Origin of the sequence: Bradyrhizobium sp., assembly GCF_049512235.1 — a bacterium.
Taxonomy (GTDB): Bacteria; Pseudomonadota; Alphaproteobacteria; order Rhizobiales; family Xanthobacteraceae; genus Bradyrhizobium.
Map to the genome: position 1 here is coordinate 1 of NZ_JBEKXH010000429.1, position 5,568 is coordinate 5,568.

Annotated in this window: 6 protein-coding genes; all 6 read left to right on the forward strand. The window is 62.3% G+C overall.

The window, feature by feature from the left end; genetic code table 11:
• The coding region (locus ABSG20_RS28405) for a transporter substrate-binding protein (RefSeq protein ID WP_423867786.1) at positions 1 to 405 on the forward strand (405 nt) is incomplete at its 5' end.
• A 153-nt stretch (positions 406 to 558) separates the two neighbouring features.
• On the forward strand, positions 559 to 2,094 hold the full coding sequence (urtB, locus tag ABSG20_RS28410) for an urea ABC transporter permease subunit UrtB (protein ID WP_423867787.1): 1,536 nt from the start codon (positions 559 to 561) through the stop codon (positions 2,092 to 2,094).
• The gene (gene urtC, locus ABSG20_RS28415; RefSeq protein ID WP_423867788.1) at positions 2,091 to 3,266 is read left to right on the forward strand and encodes an urea ABC transporter permease subunit UrtC; all 1,176 of its coding nucleotides are present in this window, start codon (positions 2,091 to 2,093) and stop codon (positions 3,264 to 3,266) included. Before urtB ends, urtC begins: the two co-directional genes overlap by 4 nt.
• Positions 3,267 to 3,270: 4 nt before the next feature.
• The gene (gene urtD, locus ABSG20_RS28420; protein WP_423867789.1) at positions 3,271 to 4,032 is read left to right on the forward strand and encodes an urea ABC transporter ATP-binding protein UrtD; all 762 of its coding nucleotides are present in this window, start codon (positions 3,271 to 3,273) and stop codon (positions 4,030 to 4,032) included.
• Between the two features lie 75 nt (positions 4,033 to 4,107).
• Entirely contained in the window at positions 4,108 to 4,803 is a 696-nt protein-coding gene (gene urtE, locus ABSG20_RS28425; RefSeq protein ID WP_423867790.1) for an urea ABC transporter ATP-binding subunit UrtE, read from the forward strand.
• Positions 4,804 to 4,862: 59 nt separating this feature from the next.
• Positions 4,863 to 5,568: urease accessory protein UreD (locus ABSG20_RS28430; RefSeq protein ID WP_423867791.1), on the forward strand; the 706-nt coding region annotated here is incomplete at its 3' end.

Sequence of the window (5,568 nt, forward strand, 5' to 3'; positions counted from 1 at the left end):
TTCATCAAGGAATGGCAGGCCTACACCAAGAACCCGAAGCGCACGACCAACGATCCCATGGAAGCCACCTATATCGGCTTCAACATGTGGGTTAAGGCGGTCGAAAAGGTGAAGTCGACCGATCCTGACAAGGTCATCGACGCGCTGCCGGGCACCAAGACGCCGAACCTCACCGGTGGTATCGCCGAGGTGCTTCCCAACCATCACATCACCAAGCCGGTGTTCATTGGCGAAATCAAAGCCAATGGCCAGTTCGACGTGGTGTTCAAGACGCCCGGCCTGGTCGCGGGCGACGCATGGTCGAAAGAGCTGCCCGATTCCAAGGATCTGATCGGCGATTGGGTCGGCAAGAAGTGCGGCAACTACAACACCAAGACCAACAAATGCGGCGGTCAGGGCTCCTGATCCGATACGCGCGTCCAAACAAACCAGGGAAGGCGACGATATCCGCCGCCTTCCCTTCGCTGTCGGGGTTGTCCAGTGCTTGCCAAGTTTCTTAGAAACGTCCGCGCGCTTCCATTCGCCATTTTGCTGATTGTCGCGACCGCGCTTCCGGTCATGGCAGGGCCGTACGAAGACGCCGTCGGTAAATTTGCAAACGACGAGTTTTCCGATACCGAGGACGCCGTCGACGTGCTCGCGACCAGTGATAATCCACTCGCCTACGCCATCGTCAGCGCACTCCAGGACGGCCGCCTGATGGCCGATCCCGACACCAAAAAAGTATATGTCACGCTGCCCGACGGCAAGACCATCGACGCGTTGACGGGCGCTGCCGTGACCAGCATTCCGGACAGCGCGGTTGCGGTGCGCCTGAACAACAAGTTGCGGCGCCACGTCGAGGCCGCACTGGGCAGTTTGACATTGCAGTCGCCCGACCCCGCCATACGAATCCAGGCTGCGCAATCGGTGTTCAAGACCCACGACGAGACCATGCTGCCGGCCGTCGACAGCGCGCTGCAGAAAGAGACCAACAAGGGCGCCAGGCTGGCGTTCACCGAGGCGCGGGCGGCGATCCTGTTATTCAAGGCCGATGCCACCGACGCCGAAAAGCTTGAAGCCATCGCCACCATCAAGGCGCGCGGCGATCAGGAAGCATTGGCGCTTTTGACCGGACTGACCGGAGACCAGCCGCCCGCGATCGCGCGCGCCGCGGCCAGCGCGACGGCGGCGATCCAGAGCAACCTCGCGCTGTGGTCGATGGTTCAGAATGCCTGGTACGGCCTGTCGCTCGGCTCGGTGCTGCTGCTGGCGGCGATCGGCTTGGCCATCACCTTCGGGGTGATGGGCGTCATCAACATGGCCCATGGCGAGATGGTCATGATCGGGGCCTATGTCACCTTCGTGGTGCAGCAGACCATCCGCACCAGCTATCCCGGACTGTTCGACTATTCGCTGCTGATTGCGGTACCGCTCGCCTTCCTTGTCGCCGGCGCTATCGGCGTGCTGATCGAGCGAAGTATCATTCGCTTTCTCTACGGCCGCCCGCTGGAAACGCTGCTGGCGACGTGGGGCTTGTCGCTGGTTCTGCAGCAGGCCGTCCGCACCATGTTCGGTCCCACTAACCAGGAGGTCGGCAATCCCTCCTGGATGAGCGGCGCGTTCGAAATCGGACAGATCACGATCACCTACAACCGGCTGTGGATTCTTTGCTTCACGCTGGCGGTGTTCGCCATTTTGCTCGCCATGCTGCGCTTCACGGCGCTTGGGCTTGAGATGCGGGCGGTGACGCAGAACCGCAGAATGGCGGCATCGATGGGGATTGCGACCTCGCGCGTCGACGCGCTGACGTTCGGTCTCGGCTCGGGCATCGCCGGGATCGCCGGCGTGGCGCTGTCGCAGATTGACAACGTCAGTCCCAATCTCGGTCAGAGCTATATTATCGACTCCTTCATGGTGGTGGTATTCGGTGGCGTCGGCAATCTCTGGGGTACGCTGGTGGGTGCGTTCACGCTTGGGATCGCCAACAAATTCCTCGAACCGGTGGCGGGCGCCGTGCTCGGCAAGATCGCCATTCTGGTCCTGATTATCCTGTTCATTCAGAAGCGCCCGCGCGGCCTGTTCGCGCTCAAGGGTCGGGCGGTGGAAGCATGATGCCGCACGTGCTCACGCGCTCGCTCGATCGCAGCGCGACCATATTCGTGATCGTGGTCGCCGCGTTCGGCGTTCTGGTCCCGCTGTCGAACCTGCTGCTGCCGGCCGGCTCCTTCTTCCAGGTGCCGACCTATCTGGTGGCGCTGTTCGGCAAATATGTCTGCTACGCTGTTCTGGCGCTGGCGATCGATCTGATCTGGGGCTATTGCGGCATTCTCTCGCTCGGCCACGGCGCCTTCTTTGCGCTCGGCGGATACGCGATGGGCATGTATCTGATGCGTCAGATCGGCAGCCGCGGCGTCTATGGCAATCCGATATTGCCTGATTTCATGGTGTTCCTGAACTATCCGAAGCTGCCATGGTACTGGAACGGTTTCGATATGTTCTGGTTCGCGGCGCTGATGGTCGTGCTCGTTCCGGGCCTTTTGGCCTTCTGTTTCGGCTGGCTCGCGTTCCGCTCCCGCGTAACCGGCGTCTATCTGTCGATCATTACCCAGGCCATGACCTACGCCTTGCTGCTGGCCTTCTTCCGCAACGATTTCGGTTTCGGCGGCAATAACGGCCTGACCGATTTCAAGGATATCCTCGGCTTCAACGTCCAGGCCGACGGTACGCGCGCTGCGCTGTTCGCGCTGAGCTGCATCGCCTTGATCATCGGATTCCTGATCTGCCGCGCGGTGGTGACATCGAAGCTCGGCAAGGTGCTGATCGCGATCCGCGACGCGGAATCCCGCACCCGGTTTCTCGGCTACCGCGTCGAATCCTACAAGCTGTTCGTGTTCACGCTGTCGGCGTGCATGGCCGGCGTCGCCGGCGCGCTCTACGTGCCGCAGGTCGGCATCATCAATCCCGGCGAATTCGCGCCGGGAAATTCCATCGAAGCCGTGATCTGGGTCGCGGTCGGCGGCCGCGGTACGCTGGTCGGGGCGGCGCTCGGCGCCGTCGTCGTCAATTATGCCAAGACCTTTTTTACATCCGGTCCACTCGCACCGTACTGGCTTTTCATGCTAGGCGCGCTGTTCATCGCGGTGACGCTGGCCTTGCCGAAGGGAATCGTCGGCACCTTTAACGCCTGGTGGGAGCCCTGGAAGGCCGCACGCCTGGCGGCAAACGCCAACGCCGCAAGCGCAGCGCGCGAAGACGGCGTCAGCGAACCCAACATGGCGGAGTAGGAACATGAACGTCATGGATATGCGTGCCACCTCGGCACTGCTCTATCTCGACGGCGTACACGTCTCGTTCGACGGCTTTCATGCCATCAACAACCTGTCGCTGACGCTCGCCCCCGGCGAGATGCGCGCCATCATCGGCCCGAACGGCGCCGGCAAGACCACAATGATGGACATCATCACCGGCAAGACCAAGCCGGACCAGGGCGAGGTGCTGTTCGATGGCGTCACCGACCTGACCCGGCTCGATGAGACCAGGATCGCCGAACTCGGGATCGGCCGGAAATTCCAGAAGCCGACGGTATTCGAGAGCCAGACCATCGAAGACAATCTGCTGCTGGCGCTCAACGTCGATCACCGGGTGCGCGGTACACTGTTCTGGCGGGAGAGCAAGGCCGAATCCGAACGGATCCAGCGGGTGCTGGAAACCATTCGCCTGACGGACGCGCGTGACCGTCTGGCGGGCAGCCTGTCGCATGGTCAGAAGCAGTGGCTGGAGATCGGCATGCTGCTGGCGCAGGATCCCAAGCTGCTGCTGGTCGATGAGCCGGTGGCCGGCATGACCGACGTCGAGACCCATCAGACCGCGGAACTGCTGAAGGAAATCAATCGCGAGAAAACCATCATGGTTGTCGAGCATGACATGACCTTCGTTCGCGAGCTCGGCGTCAAGGTGACCTGCCTGCACGAAGGCACAGTGCTGGCCGAAGGAACCATCGATCAGGTTTCGTCGAATGAGCGGGTGATCGAAGTGTATCTGGGAAGATAAGGGGCGAATAGGGAGTAGCGAATAGGGTTATGTCTACTATTCGCTATTTGCTACTCGCCCTGAAAAGGACGACACATGCTTAAGGTCGACAATATCAACCTCTATTACGGCGCCGCGCAGGCGCTGCGCGGCGTCTCGATCTCGGCCGAGCCGGGCAAGGTGACGTGCGTGCTGGGCCGCAACGGCGTCGGCAAGACCAGCCTGCTGCGCGCGATGGTCGGCCAGTACCCCATTGCCTCCGGCTCGATCACGTTTGACGGTGTCGAAATCTCGGGCCTCAAGCCCTATGAGCGGGCGCGGCGCGGCATCGGATTCGTGCCTCAGGGCCGCGAGATTTTTCCGCTTCTGACCGTAGAGGAAAACCTCAAGACCGGCTTTGGACCATTGAAGCGCGAGGACCGCCATATTCCGGGCGACGTGTTCTCGCTGTTCCCGGTGCTGCAGTCGATGTTGGGACGCCGCGGTGGCGATCTCTCAGGAGGTCAGCAGCAGCAGCTCGCGATCGGGCGGGCGCTGGTGATGCGGCCGAAACTCCTGCTGCTGGACGAACCCACCGAGGGCATTCAGCCGTCGATCATCAAGGATATCGGGCGGGCGATTTCCTATCTTCGCAACCTTGGCAGCATCGCGATCGTGCTGGTCGAACAATATCTCGACTTTGCCTGCGAACTCGGTGACAATTTTGCCGTGATGGACCGCGGCGCTGTGAAATATGCCTGCGATCGGAGCCAAATGGATCCCGCCGAAATCAGTCGCCAGATGGCGCTATGACGGGATTTGTGACGCGGCCGGCACAGGTCGCGCGCCCCGTTTGGAAGAGTTGGGGGAGGATGCTGACCGATACCACGAGCGCGGCCTCGGCGATCTTCGCCGCCAACCGGGCCCAGGGCTCGGTCGCCTTCGACGTGCATCAGGTCGATGGCGTCACCCGTCGTCGCCATCTGCATGAATCCGGCTCGCTGCGCGTGCGCTTCCCATCGCCCGAGAGGCTGGGCCTGTCCGCGGTTTTCGTCAACACCGCAGGCGGGGTCGCCGGCGGCGATCGCTTCGACATCGAGATTGCGACCGGCGAGGGATCACACCTGGCGGTGACGACGGCGGCGGCGGAAAAGGTGTACCGTGCCGAGGGGCCGGCCGCCCGGCTCAATATTGCCTTGAAGGTTGCGGCAGGTTCGAACCTCGCCTGGCTGCCGCAGGAGACTATTTTATTCGACCGGGCCCGGATCCTGCGCCGGATCGATATCGATCTTGCGGAAGACGCTTCGCTCCTGCTCTGCGAAATCGTGGTGTTCGGCCGCGCCGCGATGGGCGAGCGCATGCTGGATGGCGAATTCGTCGATCGCTGGCGGGTGAAGCGCGGCGGCAGGCTGGTATTCGCGGAAACCATGCGGCTCGCCGGTGACGTCGGCGAAAAGCTGACCAGGCCGGCGATAGCAAAGGGCGGCGCGGCGATCGGTACCGCGCTGATCGTGCCGGGAGATGACGCGCTGGTGCAGAGGCTTCGCGAGCTGTCGGCATCCTTTGGCGGCGAGGTCG

Excerpts from the sequence above, each read along its gene's own strand:
- urtB (WP_423867787.1), top strand. The coding sequence starts at position 559 with ATGGCAGGGCCGTACGAAGACGCCGTCGGTAAATTTGCAAACGACGAG.
- urtC (WP_423867788.1), top strand. The coding sequence starts at position 2,091 with ATGATGCCGCACGTGCTCACGCGCTCGCTCGATCGCAGCGCGACCATA.
- urtD (WP_423867789.1), top strand. The coding sequence starts at position 3,271 with ATGAACGTCATGGATATGCGTGCCACCTCGGCACTGCTCTATCTCGAC.
- urtE (WP_423867790.1), top strand. The coding sequence starts at position 4,108 with ATGCTTAAGGTCGACAATATCAACCTCTATTACGGCGCCGCGCAGGCG.